Annotated in this window: 18 protein-coding genes; 3 read left to right on the top strand and 15 right to left on the bottom strand. The window is 56.2% G+C overall.

Annotation, left to right across the window (positions count from 1 at the left end):
- Nucleotides 1-45: 45 nt before the first annotated feature.
- Complete coding sequence (locus SCD_RS01810; protein WP_456300441.1) at nt 46-1,623, bottom strand: cytochrome D1 domain-containing protein; 1,578 nt, start codon at nt 1,621-1,623, stop codon at nt 46-48.
- A gap of 660 nt (nt 1,624-2,283) precedes the next feature.
- Here SCD_RS01810 and SCD_RS01805 point away from each other — a divergent pair.
- The 3 genes from SCD_RS01805 to napH are packed head-to-tail and all read left to right on the top strand — an operon-like array spanning nt 2,284 to nt 4,262.
- Entirely contained in the window at nt 2,284-2,532 is a 249-nt protein-coding gene (locus SCD_RS01805; protein WP_009206841.1) for a chaperone NapD, read from the top strand.
- A 12-nt stretch (nt 2,533-2,544) separates the two neighbouring features.
- Nucleotides 2,545-3,411, top strand: a complete 867-nt coding sequence (gene napG, locus SCD_RS01800) for a ferredoxin-type protein NapG (RefSeq protein WP_009206842.1) — start codon at nt 2,545-2,547, stop codon at nt 3,409-3,411.
- Entirely contained in the window at nt 3,408-4,262 is an 855-nt protein-coding gene (gene napH / locus SCD_RS01795) for a quinol dehydrogenase ferredoxin subunit NapH (RefSeq protein ID WP_009206843.1), read from the top strand. Before napG ends, napH begins: the two co-directional genes overlap by 4 nt.
- On the opposite strand, the gene menD is transcribed toward napH, so the two are convergent.
- The 14 genes from menD to nosZ all read right to left on the bottom strand — a co-directional run bounded on the left by menD (nt 4,263) and on the right by nosZ (nt 19,803).
- Nucleotides 4,263-5,960, bottom strand: coding sequence for a 2-succinyl-5-enolpyruvyl-6-hydroxy-3-cyclohexene-1-carboxylic-acid synthase (gene menD, locus SCD_RS01790; RefSeq protein WP_009206844.1), 1,698 nt, complete (start codon nt 5,958-5,960; stop codon nt 4,263-4,265).
- Nucleotides 5,957-7,309 carry an isochorismate synthase gene (locus tag SCD_RS15530; protein ID WP_009206845.1) on the bottom strand — a complete coding sequence of 451 codons (1,353 nt, stop codon included), beginning with the start codon at nt 7,307-7,309 and terminating at the stop codon, nt 5,957-5,959. The genes menD and SCD_RS15530 overlap by 4 nt, the downstream gene beginning before the upstream one ends.
- A 12-nt stretch (nt 7,310-7,321) precedes the next feature.
- Entirely contained in the window at nt 7,322-8,647 is a 1,326-nt protein-coding gene (locus SCD_RS01780; RefSeq protein ID WP_009206846.1) for a class I adenylate-forming enzyme family protein, read from the bottom strand.
- 6 nt (nt 8,648-8,653) lie between these two features.
- Entirely contained in the window at nt 8,654-9,379 is a 726-nt protein-coding gene (locus SCD_RS01775) for a class I SAM-dependent methyltransferase (protein WP_009206847.1), read from the bottom strand.
- A 112-nt stretch (nt 9,380-9,491) separates the two neighbouring features.
- Nucleotides 9,492-10,319: an ABC transporter permease gene (locus SCD_RS01770; protein WP_009206848.1), complete on the bottom strand. Its 828-nt coding sequence runs from the start codon at nt 10,317-10,319 to the stop codon at nt 9,492-9,494.
- A gap of 25 nt (nt 10,320-10,344) precedes the next feature.
- The gene (locus SCD_RS01765) at nt 10,345-10,779 is read right to left on the bottom strand and encodes a nitrous oxide reductase accessory protein NosL (protein WP_009206849.1); all 435 of its coding nucleotides are present in this window, start codon (nt 10,777-10,779) and stop codon (nt 10,345-10,347) included.
- On the bottom strand, nt 10,776-11,645 hold the full coding sequence (locus tag SCD_RS01760) for an ABC transporter ATP-binding protein (RefSeq protein ID WP_009206850.1): 870 nt from the start codon (nt 11,643-11,645) through the stop codon (nt 10,776-10,778). Before SCD_RS01760 ends, SCD_RS01765 begins: the two co-directional genes overlap by 4 nt.
- 33 nt (nt 11,646-11,678) lie before the next feature.
- A complete protein-coding gene (locus SCD_RS01755; protein ID WP_009206851.1) occupies nt 11,679-12,650 on the bottom strand; it encodes a NapH/MauN family ferredoxin-type protein in 972 nt (323 codons plus the stop codon).
- Nucleotides 12,650-13,498, bottom strand: a complete 849-nt coding sequence (locus SCD_RS01750) for a 4Fe-4S dicluster domain-containing protein (RefSeq protein WP_009206852.1) — start codon at nt 13,496-13,498, stop codon at nt 12,650-12,652. Before SCD_RS01750 ends, SCD_RS01755 begins: the two co-directional genes overlap by 1 nt.
- A complete protein-coding gene (gene nosD, locus SCD_RS01745; protein WP_148290727.1) occupies nt 13,495-14,808 on the bottom strand; it encodes a nitrous oxide reductase family maturation protein NosD in 1,314 nt (437 codons plus the stop codon). Before nosD ends, SCD_RS01750 begins: the two co-directional genes overlap by 4 nt.
- 118 nt (nt 14,809-14,926) lie before the next feature.
- A complete protein-coding gene (locus SCD_RS01740; RefSeq protein ID WP_232504423.1) occupies nt 14,927-15,580 on the bottom strand; it encodes a hypothetical protein in 654 nt (217 codons plus the stop codon).
- Between the two features lie 526 nt (nt 15,581-16,106).
- Nucleotides 16,107-16,844 carry a c-type cytochrome gene (locus SCD_RS01735; protein WP_009206855.1) on the bottom strand — a complete coding sequence of 246 codons (738 nt, stop codon included), beginning with the start codon at nt 16,842-16,844 and terminating at the stop codon, nt 16,107-16,109.
- A gap of 159 nt (nt 16,845-17,003) precedes the next feature.
- Complete coding sequence (locus SCD_RS01730; RefSeq protein ID WP_021035749.1) at nt 17,004-17,291, bottom strand: c-type cytochrome; 288 nt, start codon at nt 17,289-17,291, stop codon at nt 17,004-17,006.
- A gap of 214 nt (nt 17,292-17,505) precedes the next feature.
- Entirely contained in the window at nt 17,506-19,803 is a 2,298-nt protein-coding gene (gene nosZ, locus SCD_RS01725; protein ID WP_009206857.1) for a Sec-dependent nitrous-oxide reductase, read from the bottom strand.
- Nucleotides 19,804-19,872 lie beyond the last annotated feature (69 nt).

Raw genomic sequence — 19,872 nt, 5'->3', positions numbered from 1 at the left:
GCGGTAAAAAAACCCGGGAACAAGTTCCCGGGTTCAATCAGACGATTAGTAAATGTCGCGCTGAGTATTATAAACGTTGAATTTGCCGGTCGGTGTAATCAGTTTGGGGTCCTTGATCACGGCCTTCATTTTCAGCGTCTTGTCATCCAGCACCACAATCGCGGATGGCTCGGTCTTGCCCGCCCAGATCGAATACCAGACTTCAGTGCCGTCAGCATTGTACTCAGCCTGCACCACGCGCTTGGTTGCCTTGGATTCTGGCAAGTCAGCCATCTTGGCCACATTGATGATAACTGGCGGTTTATCCAGGTTCTTGATGTCGTAAACCGTCACCGATTCGGCCAGGTCTTTCTCTGGGTTCAGAGGTGCATCAGCCCAAAGGTGGTTGGACTTCGGATGGGTCTTGACGAAGAGCGAGCCACCACCGTGGTTCTTCAGTTCCTGCACTACCTTCCAGGCATACTGCTTGTGCTTCGCAGGATCAGTACCGATCAGCGAGATTACGTCAGCGCCGAGGTGGGAAGTTGCCCAAACCGGACCGAACTTGGGATGCACGAAGTTAGCGCCGCGGCCTGGGTGCGGCTTGGCTTTGGTGTCTACCAGCGCAGCCAGCTTGCCGGTCTTGGTGTCCACCACCGCCACCTTGTTAGAGGCATTTGCCGCCACCAGGAAGTAGCGTTTGGTCGAGTCCCAACCGCCGTCATGCAGGAACTTGGCGGATTCGATCGTGGTTTCCTTCAGGTTCTTCAGATCAGAGTAGTCGACCAGCCTGATCATACCGGTCTCCTTGACGTTGACCACCCACTCAGGCTTGTCCTCTGTAGCCACGATAGAGGCCACGCGTGGCTCTGGATGGTACTCCCCATCTACTGTCATGCCGCGAGTCGAAACGATTTTCAATGGCTTCAAAGTAAGGCCATCCATGATGGCGTACTGTGGCGGCCAGTAAGAGCCCGCAATTGCGTACTTGTCCTCGTAACCTTTGAACTTGGAGGTTTCCACCGAACGAGCTTCGATGCCGACCTTGATTTCCGCCACAATGGTGGGCTTCTCAAACCACAAGTCGATCAGGTCAAGCTTGCCGTCACGGCCGATTACATAGACATAACGACCGGAAGCGGACAAACGAGAAATGTGCACGGCATAACCGGTCTTGACGATACCCCAGATCTGCTTGGTGTCGCCGTCGATCAGCGCCACTTCGCCGGTATCACGCAGAGTCACCGAGAAGACGTTTTTCAGATTGATCTTGTTCATCGGTTTCTTGGGGCGGTCTTCCGGCTTGACCATCACCTTCCAGGAAGCCAGCATATCCTTCATGCCGAATTCTGGCGGCACATCCGGCGTCTGCTGGATGTAAGTCGCCATCATGGAGATGTCGTCCTTGCTCAGGATGTCATCGAAGTTAACCATGCCGCCTTCGGTGCCGTAGGAGATGATCTTCTCCAGGCGATTCTGGCCAAGCTTATGGGTGTTGTCTGGCTCCAAATTCTTACCTGTTGCACCTTTGCGCAGAATACCGTGGCAACCGGCGCAGCGTTCAAAATAGATCTTCGCAGCGGACGCCTTCTTTTCCACTGACATCGTTGGCGGCTCATCAGCCGCATATGCCACATTGAACATACCAGATACAGCCAGTGCCAGAGCAGAAACGGTAAACTTGTTCATCACAAAACCCCCTTGTACGAGTGAAGATCGCATTACACTTTCCAAAGAATTTGAAAAGCAAATGAATACTGGTGCACGTGTGCTTACACGATAGATCAAATAATCCCTTACTCCAAACATGGCGACCTTGACTTACATCAAGACTTTTAGATTATTAAGGAAATCCCCAATTTCTGAATTAGAACAAGCGTAAATAAATCATCATTCAACATCTTCGGATTTCAACGTATTGCGGCAGTATCGCTCTGGCAAAAGTCAGCAACATCATTCATGCGCCTTGAGAATTCCAGCAACTGGACATAAGAAATGAACTGCACCCCCATCCACGCTATTAATACTGAAGGGTCTATCTCATCCTCATCACGCCGCACAGGATCAATCTCAGGCAAGGATGATCCGCCGCCATCATTTCGCCTGAGGATACAACCATTCCAGTCACGCTAAACCTAGAAAAATCCAATGGCAGAATTGTATACGCTAGAGACCGAACAGGGCATTAAGACGCACCAAGGATTTAATCTATTTTTGATTTGCGTCAAGGCGATAAAGAAACCTTGGGTGCAAGCTAGCCACAAAATCTTGAATTAATATTTGTCATTATCGCAAAGGCCAACAATGAATATTTCAGGCATCGTGGTTCATGCCAGTCCGGACAATATCGATATAGTTCGTTCCCAGCTGGAAAAAATCTCAGGCGTGGAAGTCCATGCGGCCAGCCCCGAGGGCAAGATGGTCGTCACCATAGAAAAACCCAGTGACCGGGAAACCGCAGATATGTTCGAAGAAATCGGACGGATCCCCGGAATACTCTCGACAGCGATGGTCTACCATCATTTCGAGCCGGACACCGAAGCAACTTCATAGCGTTTCAAGCAAATGAACGACACCAACAGCAAAACTCCTGGCGCCCGGCAGCCTGCACGGCGCCAATTTCTGATCGACATGGCGAAAACTGTCTGCACCGTCGGCCTGATGGGCACGGGCTTGGGGCTCTATGCCAAGCAGGCAAAAGCTCTGCCGCCGCTCGCCATTCGTCCGCCCGGCGCTTTGCCCGAAGCCGACTTCCAAGGTGCCTGCATCCGTTGCGGCCTGTGCGTGCGTGATTGTCCCTACAATATCCTCGAACTAGCCAAGCCCGAGCACAACGTCGCTACCGGCACGCCCTACTTCGTGGCGCGCAACCTGCCCTGCGAAATGTGCGAAGACATCCCCTGCATCAAGGCTTGCCCCACTGGCGCGCTAGACCACGGCCTTACCGACATAAACAAGTCGAAAATGGGCCTGGCAGTGCTGATCGACCACGAAACCTGCCTCAACTTCCTTGGCCTGCGCTGCGACGTCTGCTACCGGGTCTGCCCGGTGATCGATAAAGCGATCACTCTGGAAACGATACATAACGTGCGCACCGGCAAGCACACCATGTTCCTGCCGACGGTTCATTCCGACCACTGCACAGGCTGTGGCAAATGTGAAAAATCCTGCGTGCTGGAAGAAGCCGCGATCAAGATCCTCCCGGCCAAACTCGCCAAGGGCAAACTCGGCGAGCATTACCGTCTGGGTTGGGATGAAAAAACCAAGGCCGGCAAGAGTCTGGTGGCGCCGGAAATCGAGCACGAGTACACCCTGCCGGAAGGCTACAAGTATGAGCAGGGACGTGGCCTGATCCCGGGCAGTAGCGGTGAATCTGTAGCGCCGGGGACGCAACCCGGATTCCCCAAGGCACTACAGGGGGATAAACTATGAGCGCCGCCAGCGGGGCTGGTGGCGACACCCTCGCCGAAAAGGGCTGGCTTGCCAGTCACAAATGGCTAATCCTGCGGCGCATCTCGCAGATCATCATTCTCGCCTTGTTCCTGGCCGGGCCGCTCGCCGGCCTGTGGATCGTCAAGGGCAACCTCGCCTACAGCCTGACGCTCAACACCCTGCCGCTATCCGATCCTTACGTGCTGCTTCAATCGCTGCTGGCTGGCCACATACCGGAAAAAATGGCGCTGATCGGCGTCGCTATCATGCTGGCGTTCTACTTCCTGGTCGGGGGGCGCGTCTATTGTTCCTGGGTCTGCCCGGTCAATCCTGTCACCGATGCGGCAGCCTGGCTGCGTAGCCGCCTCGGCATCAAGGGCGGCGCGCATATCTCGCGCAAGCTGCGCTACTGGGTGCTGGCGATGACGCTGGTTCTGGCGGCCGGCACCGGCACCATCGCCTGGGAGTTGATCAACCCGGTATCGATGCTCCACCGCGGCTTGATTTTCGGCATCGGCATGACCTGGACGATCGTGCTGGCAGTGTTCCTGCTCGATCTGTTCGTCAGCGCCAACGCCTGGTGCGGCCACGTCTGCCCGGTCGGCGCATTCTACAGCCTGCTCGGCAAATGGAGCCCGCTGCGGGTCAGCGCTGCCCAACGCGAAGCATGCAACGACTGCATGGACTGCTACGCAGTCTGCCCCGAGCCGCAGGTGATCAAGCCAGCGCTGAAGGGGGCGAAACAGGGTATCGGCCCGGTCATCCTCTCGCCCAACTGCACCAACTGCGGGCGCTGCATCGACGTGTGCTCGAAAGACGTGTTTCACTTCGGACTGCGTTCAGCCAAATAATCAGTCGCCGGACACTGCCGCCCAATAAGTCATGTGGCCAGCGACGCTGACCTCTCGGTCAACCGTCACCTCGATCAGGTCAGGCCCGGCGTGCTCCAGTGCTGCCGCGAGCGCGGCGTCAAAATCGTCGCTGCATTTCACCTTCTGATAGTCAAGGCCGTACATCCGGGCGGCATGGGAAAAATCCAGGTCGGTCGGCGTCAGCCAGCCACGCTCGAATTCCTCCAGCCCGGCCTGTGGCAGGTAACTGAAAATTCCGCCGCCACCGTTATTCAGAACGACAAAGGTGATGTTCAACCCACGCGCAGCCAGCAGGCCGTTCATGTCGTGATAGAAAGCCAGATCCCCCAGCAGCGCCACCACCGGCTTGCCTAGCGCAGCGCACAAGCCCAGCGCGGTGGACACATTGCCATCGATACCGCTGGCACCACGGTTGCCGATGATGCGCAGCGATGCCTCGCCACCCGAGGCAAAGTTGTCGAGGTCGCGGATCGCCATGGAATTACCGCTGAACAGACAGCCCCCCGCGAGCTGATGTATAAGAGATTCAACCACCTTGGCCTCGATCGGTTTCACTGAGGTTTGCGCCAACCCGGCTGCACGTTGCTCCTCCGCGGCAAAATCCTCTAGCCAGGCAACTGGTGCTGGAAACGGCTGCGCCGCGACCAGGGCTGCACATACCGCATCAGCGTCAGCACGCAGCAGGCGGGTAGTTAAATGCAGCGGATCGGGCCAGCGCCCGTAAGCTTCCACCAGGAAATGCGTTGCCCCGGTGCAGGCGGCCAGAGTGTTCTGCAACTGTCTGGACACAGGCATGGTGCCGAAGCGCAGCACCCATTCCGGACTATGAGTTCCGGCAAAACCGGTGCATCGCAGGAAGGCGTCGTAACGACTGAAAATATGGGAGCGATCGTGCACACCAAAGCGCAGATTGGACAGCGGATCAGCCAGCACCGGGCAGGCCAGTTGCAGGGCGAGTTGCGCCAGCGCTGCGGGGAAGCCGTCACTATACTCGCTCTCCCCGCACACGATCAGTCCAGGTCTGCCGGACAGCTCTGTTGCCCAACGGGATATTTCGTCTGCTGGCGGCAGCATGGCCGGGTAACTTACCGTCTTCGGCTTCGCTGCAACCTCATATTCCGGCAAAGCACCCGAAGGCACCAGCGGCTCGCGTAGCGGCACGTTGATGTGCACTGGGCCAGGCAGTGGCCAACAGCTTTGATCCACCGCGCGTGCGGCCAGCCAGCCCAGATTTTGCAGCGCTGCCACCGTCGTTTCCGCCAGCGGCAACTCGTGGCTGGCGCGCACTTGGCCGCCGAACAGCTTGACTTGATCGATGGTCTGATTGGCACCGCAGTCACGCAGTTCCGGCGGACGGTCTGCAGTCAGCAAAATCAGGGGGGTCAAGCCGTGATTGGCCTCGATCACGGCGGGAAACCAGTTGGCCGGCGCCGAGCCGGAAGTGCAAATGAGTACGACCGGGCGACGGTCAGCTTTGGACAGGCCAAGCGCAAAAAAACCCGCGCTACGCTCATCCACCTGGATCCAGGTGCGCAGGTGTGGATGACGCAGGCAAGCCAGCGTCAGTGGCGTCGAGCGCGAACCGGGAGAAATCACGGCATGCTGCACTCCTGACGCAACCAGACGATCCACCAGCGCCATCGCCCAGCGCAGGTTGGCAGCGGCAATATCGCTCACGCCTGCCCTCCCAGCACACGCAGCATGGCATTGAGCTTGGCCTCGGTCTCTTCCAGTTCATTACGGGGATCAGAACCGGCGACGATACCCGCGCCGGCATACAGTTCGGCCTCGTTGCCATCCAGCCAGGCACAGCGTAGCGCCACTGCGAACTCGCCGTCACCATCGTATCCTATCCAGCCGGTAGCGCCGCTGTACCAGCCGCTCCGCATTTCGCCATGGCGCGCTAGCCAGTCCAACGCGCGCCGGACGGGAGCGCCGCCTATCGCAGGGGTCGGATGCAGCCGCTCGACCAGATTCAACAAGCTCACGCCCGGGTCGACCGTGCCCTTGATCACGCTACGCAAATGACGCAATTCCTGCAGCTCAAATACTTTCGGGCGGGCAGGGATTTGCAGGAATCCGCATACCGGCTCAAGGGCGCGGACAATTGCGTTCACCACCAGTCGGTGCTCGTGCAGGCTCTTTTCATCGTCCAGCCGCCCGGACTGCCAGTCGGTTCCCGCCAAGGCATCGCTCACCACTTGCCCATTAGCCAGCGACACCAGCGACTCCGGCGTGGCTCCGAGCAACACGCCGCCGCTTGGGAAAAAATGCGTGAAATGAACGCAGCCGGGATAGCGCATCGCCAGCGTTGCCATCAGCGCGGCGGGAACAAACGGCTGAGTTGAACGGACGCGAATGCTGCGCGCCAGCACCACCTTGTCGAGTTCGCCGGCACAGATATCCTTCACTGCGCGTACCACCTGTTCCAGCCAGATATCGTCGTCGGGCTGGCTGGAAATCCGCTGCAGCAAAACGTTAGCTGGGGGTGAAGTCTCTCGATGCAGAGCCGCCACCACCTCGCCAGCCAGCCCCATCCAGCCAGCCAGTACCGTGTCCAGCGAACTACCTCGGTCGCAGGTGAAAGTCATGGCGCAGATTTCTTCCCGCCGCTGCACCAGCAGAGTCGGGATCGTCAGCCGTGAATTGGGTATATCTCCTGCACCTTCCTGGCCAAATGCAAAGCCGGCGAGAGCGACAGGCTGGAATCCAAGCCCATCCTCATCCACTGCCAGCCACAGGCGGCGGTATTCGGCAAAGGCCGCATCCAGGGCGCGAAAGCGGCCCTCGCCTTGTGCCTCGACGCTAGCCGCCACACCCAGTCCGAGCAGGAAACGACCAGCCGCAGGCCGTGCCCAGTAACTGCAATCGCGCAAGCCTTCGGGCAATCGGTCGAAGTCCAGCTCCGGCATACCCAGTGTCAGACTCAGCAGTCCGCTGCCCCCGCCATGCTGGCGCAGCAAGTTGCCGAGGCGCATTTCCAGGGCTTGCAGCAAGGAAGGAGTGCGGTGTGCCGGTTGTGTCATGGTATTTTAATTCTACTCCAACTTTCGTCTGGCCAAATCGCGCAGCGCCTGCCGGTCCAGCTTGCCAAGCGCATTGCGGGGCAGCGCAGAGAGGCGAATGAAACATCGCGGACGCATTGCCCCGGTCAACTCATCGCGGCACCATCTTCCCAGTGCTTCGTTGTCCACTTCGGCGACCACAACCGCCACCAGAAGGTCACCCCAGACCTCATCCACCACCGAGGTCAACGCGGCATCCGCGACACCTTGGCAGCGCTTCAGCACCTCCTCCACTTGCTGCGGATGAATGTTGGTTCCACCGCTCACCAGCATATCGTCATGACGGCCCAGCACGGTCAGATTGCCCTGCGCGTCGAGGCTACCCAGATCACCGCTGGTGAACCAGCCCTGATCGAGCCCCAACCCCATTTTTCTCTGCGGATTTGCATACCCCACCATGACCGCAGCTCCACGGATACGGATGCGGCCGATGCCGGAAGTGGGCTGCCCATCCTCACCCACCACATCCACTTCGAACCCCGGCAAAGGGGATCCAACCTGACCGGGTACCCAGCCTTGCAGCATGTCGCAGAGGGTCGCCACCTGGGAACCAGTCTCGGACATGCCGTAGCTGGCGCATACCGGCCAGCCAGCATCACGAGCACGTAGCGCCAGCGCTGCGGACAGCGGGCCGCCGCCGATCAGCGCAACCTTGAGCGCAGGCGGCGGCGAATCTCGGCCTTCATCCAGCAGGCGGGCAAGCATCGCCGGCACCAGCGAAATATGGGTGACACAGTATTTTTCGAGGTCATCCCAGACCCGCTGCGGGTCGAAGCCCTCATGTACCATCACCGCCGCGCCTGCCTCGGCGCAACGGTAGAGGATCGCCATGCCGCCGATGTGGTAGAGCGGCAGACAGGCCAGCCAGACATCTCCCGCTTGCAGCGGCAGGCGGATGCGCGAGGCCACCACCCCGGCCTGCAAATTCGCACCGCCCAGCATCACAGCTTTCGGCTCGCCCTGGGTCCCGCTGGTCGCGATAAACAATTCGACCCCATCCGCCACCGGCCCGCTAGCCACTTGCAGCAACGCATCGCGCCGCTGTGGAGAAAATGCAGGGTTAAGCGGGAAAATGGCTCGTCCAAGCTGGGATGCGGCATGAGCGGACAGTGCCACCTCGGTCATTGATGCAGTTTGAAATGCCAGCACAGTTTTTCGCGTGCACTCAAGCTGTTGTGCCAGAGCATGTGCACGATCGAGCAATTGGCTGTAGCTCAGAGTTTCATTGGGCAGGATCAGCGCTGCCGTATCAGTGCGGGTGGCTGCCACTCGATTGACCCAGGAAGCAAGCAGATTCAAGGCGGTTTATTCTTCTTTCGTCGCGCTATGCAAACAGGCAATGCCGAAGCTCAGGTTGCGATAGCTCACGTCAGCAAATCCAGCCAGCTCCATGGTGCGCTTAAATTCATTCTGATCAGGGAAACGGCGGATGGACTCAACCAGATAGGTATAGGCTTCAGGTTCGCGCGCGATCCAGGCGCCAAGGCGCGGGATCACGGCAAACGAAAATAGATCGTAGAAGGGTCTGATCGGTGCCCAGGGACGGGAAAACTCCAGGCAGAGGAAACGGCCACCCGGCTTGAGGACGCGCAACGCTTCTTTTAACGCATGTGTCAGACTGGTAACGTTACGAATACCGAAAGCGATGGTGATGGTGTCCACCGAAGAGGAGGCGAGTGGAATGCCCTCACCGCTGCCGGCGAGCCAGGTAACATGGGGGATGCCACGCTCGCGCCCCACGCCCATCATCGCCAGACTCGGATCGCATACCATCACCTGGCGGTTGCCATTGGCCATCAGTCTGGCCACATCCCCGGTGCCGCCTGCGAGGTCGACGATAACCTGCCCCGACAAAGGATGGGCGGCACGTGCCAGGGAACGCTTCCACAGGCGATGGATGCCGAAACTCATGGCATCGTTCATCAGGTCGTAGCGGCGTGCGACGCTGGCGAACACTCTGCGGATGCGCCGCCGCCGCTCGTCCTGGTCTACGTCCTGGTAACCGAAAGTATGGGAAAGGTCAGGCATCATTCACCACAGAGCTAAAAGTGGGCGCCTCCAAGCGACACAGAGGCATGGAGAAAACCGGAATAATCTCTGTCTATCCTCTGTTTTTCTGCACCTCTGTGATTAATAAAGCCAATCAGGGCAAATCGCCGCGGCGGAACAGAAGGAAACCACCGGTAGCCGCCAGCGTGCCCAGCACCACCGGGTAGATCAGGGCATAAATCTTGAACAGCGGACCACCAAAGTAATCGAAAATGACATAGGCCGCCGGACCGATCACCACCAGTTGCGGATCGAACAGCATCAGCGCGGCAGTCCGGAACACCTGTAGCGGGTTGGCCAAAGCTGCGGCGACGACCACTTCGGCCGAGACATGACCCTGGATCATGATGCCGAGGAGGATCAAATCCAGGAACAGCAGCATGGTCAGCCAAACCAGGAAAGCCGCACCCTGGGCGACGTCGATCGAGCGCGCCAGCGTGGAGATCAGCATGCCAATGCCGAGAAAACACCAGGATATGGAGGCCAGCAAACCGGTGTAGTACAGGAACATCTCCCACGGCACCTCGACTTCCTTGATCATGGCCCAGCCGGCAGCCGCCGCCATTGCCGCGAATACTGGCAGAAACACCACCAGATAACGGCCGATTATCTTGCCCCAGAACCAGGCAGAAAGCGAAACCGGCAGGGACAGCAGGTATTCGAACACGCCCGCTTCGCGGTCACCGGCCACCGAACGCACGGTAGTGATCAGCACAAAAATCGGCAGGATCGCCATGGACAGCTGGATATAGGTGACCAGCAACCGGGACAGCCCGATAAAACCGAGCACGCGCGACTCGGTCAGGCCGAAGGCGAACAGCAACGCGACGATGCCGCCGAATACCAGGGAGTAAATCATGAACCAGCGCGCGCGCAGAGATTCCACGATATCAAGTTTAGCGGTAAGCCAGAGATGCTTCATATTCGGTCTTTGAATTTGTCGTTATTTATTTGTCTTTGGCCAGCAACTGTTTCCTGACCTCCTCAAAACCGATACTACCCGGCAATGCCTCACCGGAGGCGCCGAAACCATAAGCCATCGGCGTGGTTTTGCCGGTAACATAATGGGCGGTGCGGGCATCCAGCCACTTGCCGCTGCGGTAATCGGTAACCCAGATTTCCATAGCCGGGTCGTTGACCCAGGGCTGATCCTTGAGCCAGTAGACAGCACAGCCGATGTCGTCGAACTTGAACGCCTGGTGTTTTGGCCCACCACGCACCTGAACGGCGTAATTGCGATCGCTGACCGCCATGCTGCAGCGTTTGCAGGTATCGCGGTCCCACTTGATCTCGACCGGGCCGGTTTCTGGCTCTCGCGAGCAGGCAGCCAGAAACAGGGCTATCGCGCCCAGCAGGATTATTTTTGCCAACAAGCGCATCATTGTCCTGCGCCCCGCTCGATTTCATCCAGGGAAATCTTGGTCAGCAGCCCGACATAGCGCGACAGCACGCCGAGGAAGCGCAACCGATCCGGACCGGCAATCATGCCTTCCCACTCTGTGCCGTTGCCGGTATCGCGAAAACCCCAACCCATCAACGCCTTGGCAATGGCTTCCTCGGGACGGCGCAACGTCAGACGGCAGGCCAGTTTGCCGGAAAGCGAGGCATCGTCCGCCACGCGGTCGTCCAGCACCACCTTGCCGCGGTCCATTTCCAGTACGCGGTTGACCAAGGGGGCAACTTCGTCGAGGCGATGGCTCGAAATCAGCATGGTCGTGTTTTTCAGCCGCTCCGCCAGCAATTCGAAAAAAATATGCCGCGCATCGGGATCGAGGTTGGCAGCCGGTTCATCCATCACCAGGATATTGGTGTCGCGACCCATGGCGATGGCGATCAGAAGTTTCTGCTTCATACCGCCGGACAGCTTGACGAAGGGCAAGTGGGCTATCTTGCCGAGATCAAGGCCGAGACGTTGGGCAACAGCTTCCATACGCTGCCGTTCACTGTTGCACAGTGAAGCGGCAAAACCGACCAGCTGGCCGACGGGCATTTTCAGCGGGGGTGGCAACTGCGGCACGAAGCCGATCTTTTGCAGCACCTTGGTGCGCTCGCGTCGTGGCACCAGCCCATTCACCGTGACCTCGCCATCGTAGACGTACTCACCAAGCAGACAGCGAATAAGGGTGGTTTTCCCGGCGCCGTTGGAGCCAACCAGCGCAATCCGCTCACCGAGCTCGATTTTCAGATCGATATTATCGAGAACCTGATTGCGCTTGAATGTTTTTGAAACGTGATTGAAATTGATCATTTTTAATATTATCGGTTTTTCGTTACCAGGTTCCTACATTATCCTTCTCAGGCCCTTGATCTCGAATGTTAAGGCACCGCTTGGGCAGACATCGATACACATGCCGCAACGGGTGCAGTCCGCACCGATATCCAACTGGGCAGTCGGCGCACGACCCTTGATGACGCAGTCCAGCACATGAGGCACCTCGCAAACTTTTTTGCATTCGCCTTCATGATGGCAGTTGGCCAGCTTGTAGGTCACGTGCAAGGGCGAAAACACGCCGACCATGCCGTAAGTCAGTCCGATCGGGCAGACATATCGGCACCAGGCACGGCGCGAGTAGAATACCTCAAACAGCAGCAACAGCACCACCCATCCCAGCGCTAATCCGGGACCATAGATCAGCGCGCGGCTGAGGATGCCGACGGGTGAAATGGTTTCGAACACGGTATAACCGGTAATAATCGCCATCAGGGCAAACAACACCCAGAACACCGTGCGCACACCGCGGTGAAAGGTATGGTCGGAAATTTTCTTTTTTTGCACCAGGTACACGTGCAGCCGCTCGGCATTTTCCGCCAGGAAATGGTAGGGGCAGGCCCAGGAGCAGAAAGTACGCCCGCCCACCAGCAACCACAGAACGAAAACTGTACCGGTACCGATGAACAGGTTAACAATGATGTGCTTGTGCGCCAGCATCACCTGCAGCGCGGAGTTCAGATCGATCAGGTGGAAGCCCAGAAAGCGCGAGGCGGTGAGTGCGCCTTCCAGGATCTGAATATCCAACCAGAATGACACAGTGAACAGCAAGTTGATCACCAGCAACGTGATCCAGCGCCGCCTGAGCCAGACGCCTTTCTTCTGATGCTCGTGGGCTTCGATCCTGAGCGCATCAAAATCCAGTTTCTCGCTTTTCTTGTAGAAATGGATGGTCTTCGCTTCTTCGGTATATTCGCCAGGTTGACTCTTCCTTGGAGCCCCTCCCAGCATCACCCGCACCGATTCCCAATATTTATTCGCCATCACGCACCCCATCCTTTGCGCGCATCCACCACGATTGCCGCAGATTCCACCGGACAAATCATTTCACACACGCCGCAACCCAGGCACGGCTCATGCACCGTCGGCGTCATGCGCGTGTTGCCATCCTTGTCCACCACCGGCTGCAGCGAAATCGCCCCCTTGATCGGGCAGGTGCGTACGCACAAATCGCACAACTGCAAGTCAAAGGGATGATCCCGAAGAGGGATCGGCTTCCAGCGGTCCACTTCGATAAAACGCATGCGACCTTTGAAATCGGCACCGCGCGCCTGACCCTTGAATCCCTTGCCCTGAACGGCGAGACAGGCATCCGGGCGCGCCAGGCGCGCCAATCCGGTACGCTCCCTGATGTTCAGAGTCGGCTCCGGATCTTTTTCCTTGGCGAGCAGGATGGGCGGATTTGCCACCCTCATCCCATTGCGCGTCGGCATGAAGACGGGTTTCTTGTAAACCAGCGAACCGGTAGGGCAAGCCAGAATGCACTGCACGGCATCGCAGGAAAAGTCACAGGCCTGGCTGCGTGAGTCAATATAGGGTAAGCCGACACCAAAGCCATGGTCGATGTCATCGAGTTTGATCGCCTGGACCGGACAAACCTGAACACACTGCCCACACTTGATGCAGGAGGAAAGGAAATCCGACTCTTCCAGTGCGCCTGGCGGTCTCATGCGCACGCGCCATGCACTGGCCACAGGGATGTATCCCAGTGTGGAAATACCCAACACCGCCGCGCCCAGAATGATAGAGCGCAGAAATCGACGGCGTTCCTCAAGCTTGCGCTTGTTGACCACCCTGTTGCCAGGGACTGCCGGTTTCTTATCAGTCGTCACTTTCGTGCCTTCCTCGGTAGGTGAAACATTGGAGCATCATCATGCAGAATTAGTTCTGGATCAGAAAAAGGTGCCAGCCTTTCAAGGAAATCGATCGCCTCCATCAGGGGTGCATTCTTGAAAAAGCGCGCGTGCGGCACTTCCATCCAGATCCGGTCTGCATAGGCATGAAGCTTGTAGGGAGTATCGCCGACTCCGTCATTGTTGCGGTCGAACCCTTGATAATCATCCCAGTAATTTCCGCGCCACACGTTACGTTTTGCGGATCCTGCACCGCCAACGGAAACGTCGGTCAAATTACCTTCGAAGATGTTCTTAAGAAAATAATGCCCGTCCCGGTCACTGTTGAATGCGATTGCAATGCCGTTGTAGGCGAAGCGGTTGCCCTTGACCTGGATGGTGGTGCCGGGCTGGAAAGGGGACAGGTCGGAGCCGATACCAATCGCGCAGTAGATAATTTCATTGTTTTCGATCTGCACCGCGCTGGCTTCCTTGAAGCCTATCGCCATGCCGGTCGCGCCGTTGGAGTGGGAGAAGATGTTGTTCCGTACCACGGTATTTTCATTGTACATCAGGTACACGCCCACTGCGTTATCGTAAAAATTATTGCTGTCCACGACATTGTTGTTGGCAAACATGAAATGGATGGAATAGCGGCTGCGGGTACCATAGTTCCGATAAAAAACATTGCCATTCGAATACCAGGCCACGTTGTCGCGTGAATCCACCACCCGGTTCCCTTCAATCCGGTTATTCATGCTGTACCAGAGCCGGATGCCGTCACCCCTGACACCTAATTCCAGAGGCTTGGAACGTATCTGGTTATTGCGGATGACATTGTTGCTGGACTGCTTGAGGTCGATACCAAACAGGCAGTTGTCTATCACCAAGGATTCGATATAGTTGTTGTTGCCACGCACATTGATGCAGGCATCGTCGGTATCGTGATGCGAGCCCGATCCCGTAAGATGCAGGCCGCGTATCGTGGAGCTGTTGGCTTTGAGCACGAACACCGTCCCCTTGTCACCGCCATCTATGGTCACCTTTCCGGCGCCATCGATCACAATCGGCTTGTCCACCAGAACCGGACCGGCATAGGTGCCGGGCTTGGGCTTGAGAGTCCCGCCTGCGGGAGTGGCATCCACCAGTTTTTGGAAAGGGATCAAATGATGGATACGGGGATCGCGCTCGGAGAGCGGAACCAGTTCCACCGGTTTATCCACATCCACGCGAGGAGTAGCACTCAGATCGGGGCTGCTTTCAAACTCAGCGGCAACGCCAACGGGGATCGCAAATGACGCCAACAACATCCCTACACAGGCTATTCGCAGACCGTTAGTCACAAGCTCAACTTTTATATTGGGTAAAATTTCATGAGGACGCAATCCCCCGCCTGCTTAGAGCGGGGGGACAGGGCATTCTACCCTTTCAACCCTGTTCTTCCCGCATCATTTTGCGGCGAATCAGGATTGCCGGGAGCAACGCGGCGGATGCGGCCAGCAAAATGGCATAGCCATAGTAGGGATAGGAGTAGGTACTAAATTGCGCGACCTTGCCCTCGCCGAACACGGTTGGCATGAAGGGCTTGACGGTGAAGGCCCCCCATGGATGCATGTTATGCCCAAAAAACCACAACCAACCCGCGTAATCCAGGACGAAAAAAACAGGGAGCAAGGCAGGAACCAAGGCCAACAACAGTGAAAAACGGCGGATTTTCCAGACACCCAGCATGATGATCAGCATCGCCACAACCAGCCCTGCCATAGCCGCTTTGGTCGCCCACTTCAGGTTGGCCGTCCAGCGCTCTAATACCTCGGGCTGATTGAAGAAAGTGCTCGCTTCATGGTAATAATGGTCGGCAAAAACATTCAAATGGCCCATGACGATCTGGTCTGTCACCATCCACGCAGTTACGGCCGCGAAACCCGCGCCCAGTATTAGTAACTGCTGTTTGCGCTGGGTCGCCATGAACCCCAACAGTAGCACGGCAAAGAATCCGAAGAAGAACTTCGACATAGGAACCTCTACCGGCGCACCGGTATCGATCGGGTACATCCCCACATAGTGGTTGATGGTGTTCATTTCATGCACGCAGTTCAAGCCAACTTCAACGTCACCCTGTGCGACACCTCCGGTACGTTCAGCAATATCATCACCCAGGTCAGCCTGAAGAATTTCACTCGCATGTGAGCCTTTTTTCTGGACGGGAGCCTTGCAACCGTTAAACACACCATTAAAGTGGAAGTGAATGCGGATCCCATCCGGGAACGCTGCCTTGGGATAGTTCGGTGCGGTCAGGGATACCCACCAGATCGGCGTAAAATACGCAGCGATCATAAGCGCCAAAGCGACTAGAGTTAACCCTCTGACCCACCAAACCTGATTCTTTGCACCGTTCGTCATCTTAAACACTCACCATATTGAATTCTGGGTAAAACCCGTAGGCATAAAGCCGCCCCTGAGACATCGCCTAAACCGTCTCGGCTACGATATTATTATATATGCTAACAAATATATACTTACAAACTAATGTTGGTAGGCTATAAAAAGCAGGTCTCCCTGCCTTCTATAGTTTTTTTTGAACTGCCAGACGTCTGTCTGCCAATACTTACTTCTTCTTGCCAGCGCCTTTCACAGCGCACAGGGTGCCAGGCATGTTCAGTGTGGACATATAGGTCACCACCGAGTCCAGATCGTGATCGCTGTATTTCTTCACGATTTTCACCATGTCCGGATTGGCGTTACGGCGCTTGCCATCGCGAATCTCGGTGACTTGGCGCAGCATGTACTTGTAGTGCTGACCGGCCAGAACTGGGTAGAACTTCGACTTGTCACCTTCACCAGTCTTGCCGTGGCAGGAGGTGCACTCTTTCTTGTACAATTCTTCGCCATGCTTCAGAAGAACAGGGTCAGTAGAGCCCATGCCGTGTTCGCGAGGAATGCACAGAGTTTGGATGTAAGCGGACACGTCAGCCAGTTCCTGTGCATCGCTCAGGGTCACGGCAAACGGGTACATGGTCGGGTTGTCACGCAGGCCGGCGCGAATGTCGGCAATCTGCTTGATGATCACGGTGGAGTGCTGACCGGCCAACTGCGGGAAGGTACCATCAGGACGACCTGAGCCGCTGGGCAGATGACAGGCACCACAGATTTCATAGGCTTCTTTACCATTCTTGACGTCGCCCTTGAGTTTTAGCGCCTCGATCTTTTCGCCGCCTTCCTGAGAGTTCCATACATAGCCTTTGGCCTCAATACCGGATTTCTTCTCGGCCACATTGGGATTAGCCAAAGCTGCTGTTGCCGGCAACAAAGCCAGGGTCAGTGCTACTACTAATGCTTTTTTCATTGTCTTCCCTTTCGAAGTCACAAACCCGAACTCAATACTCTTATGTTCTAAGAGTATTTGTTCAGTCATTTAGTTTAAAAAATTATATTAAACATTGCCTGACTTGCGCATTGATTTATATCAATCCAAAATAATTTCCGCTCAGGCAACATCCCTGAATCAGGGTTTCATCTTGGAAACGTAGGCCGCCAGATCCTTGATCTCTGCGTCGGTCACGATAACCATCACGCCCTTCATGGCTGCGCTGTTGCCGTTCGCACGGGCACCGCTCTTGATGTCGGTCATTTGCTTCTCAACGTACTTGATGTTTTGGCCGGCAATTTTCGGGTAATCCGGCATCAACGGGGTTTTTCCATCCTTGCCGTGGCAGGCAGTACAGGTTTTCTCCGCAAACAGCTTGGCACCATCGCCCGCAAAGGCCGTGCCGCAGATCAAAGCTGCGGACATAGTAGCTGCTACAACTGGTAAAAGTTTCATCTTTAAGACTCCTAATCAAATAACAACACCGTTTTACAACGGCAAAATTCTAACCTTTATATTGATGCAGATCAACCAACAATAAAGATATACACATCTTATTGTCTTTAATTAATAAGTTACAGCCAAAAAAGCGGGGAGCATTTTCATGCTCCCCGCCGGTGTTACAACCTAGTCAGCGGGTTTACTTGCCCACCTTCTTGGCACCATGCTCCTCCAGGTAGGTCTTGGCGCGCAGACCGATGTCGGCGGCTTTAACCTGGTACTGCCAGACTTGCTCAGCCCACAGGGTAGCATTCTGCCAATCCTGCTTCTTGGCCGATTCTTCATGCTTGGCCTTGGCTTCCTTCATGCGGCCCAACTGGTCGGTTGCATCCTCCACCAGTGCCACTACATCAGGGAAGTCCTTGTAGTTGTGGCTGGTGATGAAGCCCACCACGCTGTCAATTACGGCCTGGGTATCAGCAATTTTCTTCACTTGCTTGTCGTAGTCAGCCTTGTTGTAATCAGCCTTGGCCGCAGCAACCTTGACTTCTTTGTAGCCCTTCGGCTTGACTAGCAAGTAACCCTGCATTTCCAAGTGCAACGCGGAGCAGAACTCGGTGCAATAGTAAGGATACACACCTTCCTTGTCTGCCTTGAACTTAACCGTTACGGTTTTGCCCGGTTCAGCCGAAGCATGTACGTTATAAGTGCTTACCGTAAAGCCATGGGTTTCGTCCTCAGCACGCTCAAGGTTGGTCAGGTGGATAGTTATCTCATCACCCACCGTCGCCTCGATAGTTTCCGGCGTGATGTGGGAACGAATCAGAGTACCGAACACTTCCACCTTACCGGCTTTCTTGTCGGTATGCTCTTCACCCGCCCTTACCGCACCTGCGCTAGGCTTGTCGGTCCGGCTGTTGGTACCCACCTTGTAGCGAATACCAGGCTTCAGCATCTTGGCATCGATCGCCACGACATAATGCGGCTCGCCCAGCGGAATCGGCATGTCGTACAACAACTGCATTTTGTCGTTGGAAATGTCGATCAGCTGATGGTTCTGCGGATGCAACGGTCCAACCGGGTTAAAGCGGTCGATCGCCAGCTTGTTCAGCGCAACCAGGTAATGGCCTTTAGGATCTACCGTATCACCTTCCATGGTCATCAAGTGGCCGATGTTGTAGTGAATGGAGATCTTGTCCAGCACCTTGCCTTCGCAGTAGTCCCATTTAGCAACCTGGGAATCCACGTACAACGAGGTGTAAGCCACGCACTTCTTGGAGTCATACTGGGTATGCAATGGTCCCAAGCCCAACTGAACCTGCTTGTGCAGCGTGTCCTGCATGGAAATCACGGGAATGCCGTAGGGATCCTTGCCCTCGAACTTGCCGGCCTTGATCGCCGCCATGATCTTTTCGAAGCTGTATACCGAAACGTGCGTATCCAGCTTGCCAGCAACCGTGATGAACTTGCCGTCAGGCGTTACGTCCACGCCGTGCGGGCTCTTCGGCTCCGGAATCAGGAACAGGATGCCTTCCTTGATGGATACGTCCATCGGAATCACATCCATGCCATTGACCTTCTTGGCTTTGCCGGCAGCGACCAGTTCGGCGGCTTTCTTCCAGTTGATCACGTGCATGTAGTCAGTGTCTTTTGCCGAGCAGCCTGCCTCATAGGGAGGACGGCCTTTCTCGATACCACCGACGTAACGCTCGGTACAGAAAGAGTTGGTAAAGGACCAACCATCGGAAGCCAGTTTACCGGCATCAGACAAGTCCTGGCTGTAGGGTGGCAGCTCGAGCGTGAAGGATTTCTTCACATCAATCTTGCCTTCCTTACGGTCGAACTTCCAGTAGGTCACGCCACCGCGATACTCTTCATTGAAGCGCTCTAGCGGAACAAATTTCTTGTTCGCAAAAGGAGTGGCGTATTGCGAAGCCTCAATCACGTAGTCGGTGTTCGGGGTGACAAAAGCACCGCCGTGCTCAGATTTGAAAATCGGGTTGACCACGATCTGCTTGGTCTCGAAGTCGCGCAGGTCGATCACCGCCAGACGGGGGTTAGCCTTGTCGTTGATGAACAGGAACTGGCCGTCGTACTTGCCGTTGGTTTCGGAAAGCGCCGGATGGTGGGTATCGCCCCAGGTAATGTCCTTACCATCGATGCGACCGCCTTTCAGTACTTCCTTGGATTCTTCATCGAAACCATAACCCTGCCATGGCTCCGGCGTGAACACGCCAATGTATTTCAGGATACGCATAGACGGAATACCGTACACGATCACCTGGCCAGACTGGCCGCCCGAACTGAAGGCGACGAATTCATCGCGCTTGCCAGTCGGAACATAAGTTTTGGACGCTGCCAACAAGTCCTGCTGCGACAAACCGCGACGCTTCATTACGTCCTGCAGCGATTCCGCCGACCAGGCACTGGACACTGCGGCAAAACCCATCCCCGCCGCTAATGCCAGCGTGGCTGTTTGCTTAGTGAAGAGATTCATAAACGTCTCCTATTTATTAAAAACCGTATTTAAGGAAAAACCCGCCCTGACCTACGCTAACAAAAATCC

It is taken from the genome of Sulfuricella denitrificans skB26, from assembly GCF_000297055.2.
Taxonomy (GTDB): domain Bacteria; phylum Pseudomonadota; class Gammaproteobacteria; order Burkholderiales; family Sulfuricellaceae; genus Sulfuricella; species Sulfuricella denitrificans.
This window is presented reverse-complemented; position numbering and strand designations above follow the sequence as displayed.